Raw genomic sequence first — 2,152 nt, 5'->3', positions numbered from 1 at the left:
TGGGAACGATGTTGATTCGCAGGCGGTGTTTGAAGTTCGGGGTGAGGGAACTAGTTGGAAGAGCAAAGAATATGGTCATACATTTAAAAGACATGGCCAAGGAAAGAAAAATGAAGAAAATCTAAAAGGAAGAGCGGGTGGAACAGGTCAGGAACAAGGACAATGGCTTAATAATGGAGATGCAGCAGATTATTTAAATTCACTTGGTGATGTAAAAGATGTCACAGACTTTGATTTGCCAGGAGGATTAGGGCAAGTTATAAAGCCCAATGGTACAACTGTACCTGCTAATGGAGTAAGGGTAGTTCCCTCACCAGGTGGTGGAATTAAAACAGCTTTTCCAATAATAAAGTGAGTAATAGATATAAGGAGATGTATATGTTTAAAATTATATTGAATAACAATAAATCTTTGGAAATAAACAATGTCTTATTAAAAGAAGACTATGGGGGTTATGAGACGTGGGAGGCGATTGTAGCAGACATATGTGAGGTTTTTAATATGTTTGAAGAAATTGAATTTATTGTTATGGGATTTGGTCAAGATAAATGGCCTGTTGACTGTATGTATGATTTGCTTTGTGTGGCTGAAAATTTACCTAAGATAATCATGGGATTTTCTGAAAATATTTTCAATTTTGAACTGGATTTTTATGAGCAAGGACTAGAAAGAAAATTGACATTTAAGGATAAAGGAACGTTTATTGAAATTTTTTGCAAAAGCCGTACTAAGTGGAATCCAGAGCCAATGTTTGAGTGTACATCTAAAAAAGAGCTGGTAGAAATGATTTTAAAATTATACCGAAATTTTATTTTTTATTCACAGTATTTATGTAAGAATCTGTTAGAAAATCCACTGATGGATAAATTTATTTTGGAAGATACAATTACAAAAAAAGTAAAAACAAGTTTTGGAGTTTCCCTTAATCCTCTTGAATAATACATCTCAATTTATAAGATAAAGGAAGTTGATTTAGATATTCTAAAAAATGACTTTACGTTTGTTGGAACAACAGATAATGAATTATCTGTAATAAGTGAATCGCGTTTTGTTCCAAAAAGAAGTTCAGAAAGTTGAGCACCGTTGGAAATGTTTTAGGATTGCTGAGTATGCATCCTTAGAAAAGTATGGAATGATGGTCATCTCCTCACGGAAGTTTGTAATATTAGATATGGGGGCCGGTTTCGAATATCGCACCATGGCGAAGGCGGTGAGGATATGACGGGAAATAAGGAAAGCATTAACTCTTATGAAGCCGGCGCCCGCATTATTTTGCTTTAATGTAATCTGCGGCATAAGCCATTACACACTCATAGCATTAAACATCCCTTATAGCTACGTGAAAACATAACACCACCATTTCAATTTAAAAAGAAAATATAAACAAGCGGAATCGTAATCAGCGAACATACCGTTGTCAAGATCACACCGGATGATGCCGTTTTCACTTCTTTTTGATACTGTTCTGAAAACATCACCACCATGGATGCCGTAGGCATACCAATGGACAGTACAATGCTTCCCACAATAACCGGGTCCGGAAATAAGAACAGGGCAATGGGGAGACACAGAAGCGGATAAACCAACAGTTTGATGCCTGCCACTGCGTACAGCTTCTTTTCCGCAAACCGCTTGGGGCAGACCTTTGCCATGGATTATGATTCGGTGGGGAACCTGGTTTCCAAAACTTATCCAAACGGTTTAAAAGAGGAATATGCCTACGATGCAAAATACCGGTTAACCGCTGTTACCGATGTACTTGGTGGAACCACCCTGTACACTTATGATGTCATAGACTGCAATACTGCGGCTGCGGATGCCCTGGGAAACAAAACAGAATATTCCTACAATGCCATGTCCCAGATGGCCTCTATAAAAGACCCAAAGGGGAATGTGACCAGATTTGAATATGACAAAAACGGGAACCGGACAAAAGTGGTTTTGGCAGACGGTAATTACCTGACAGCGGAATACGATGCCAGAAACCGCATGGTTAAGCAGACGGATGAGAACGCTTATTCCACGGAGTATCAATATGATAAAACAGACAGACTGACCGGGATCACCGATGCAGCAGACGGACATTGGAAATATACCTATGATGAAGCGGGTGGATTAACTGCCGTAACGGATCCGAAGAACCAAAAAACCA

The 2,152-nt window shown here is 38.7% G+C and carries 3 protein-coding genes and 1 pseudogene; 3 read left to right on the top strand and 1 reads right to left on the bottom strand.

All coding sequences use genetic code 11. The annotated features are described in order from the left end of the window. The coding region (locus tag ACH2DQ_RS05285; protein WP_395025846.1) for a hypothetical protein at window positions 1-355 on the top strand (355 nt) is incomplete at its 5' end. Window positions 356-378: 23 nt separating this feature from the next. Continuing rightward, window positions 379-939, top strand: a complete 561-nt coding sequence (locus ACH2DQ_RS05280) for a hypothetical protein (RefSeq protein WP_394912299.1) — start codon at window positions 379-381, stop codon at window positions 937-939. Between the two features lie 422 nt (window positions 940-1,361). On the opposite strand, the gene ACH2DQ_RS05275 is transcribed toward ACH2DQ_RS05280, so the two are convergent. Then, a complete protein-coding gene (locus ACH2DQ_RS05275) occupies window positions 1,362-1,604 on the bottom strand; it encodes an AEC family transporter (protein ID WP_394912300.1) in 243 nt (80 codons plus the stop codon). Window positions 1,605-1,650: 46 nt separating this feature from the next. Between ACH2DQ_RS05275 and ACH2DQ_RS05270 the strand changes: the two are divergent. Further along, window positions 1,651-2,152: pseudogene (locus tag ACH2DQ_RS05270) on the top strand (hypothetical protein); the annotation flags it as partial.

The organism is Robinsoniella sp. (genome assembly GCF_034124845.1).
This window is presented reverse-complemented; position numbering and strand designations above follow the sequence as displayed.

Bases quoted from the DNA above. Each gene is read 5' to 3' on its own strand.
- ACH2DQ_RS05280 (WP_394912299.1), top strand. From the start codon at position 379: ATGTTTAAAATTATATTGAATAACAATAAATCTTTGGAAATAAACAAT.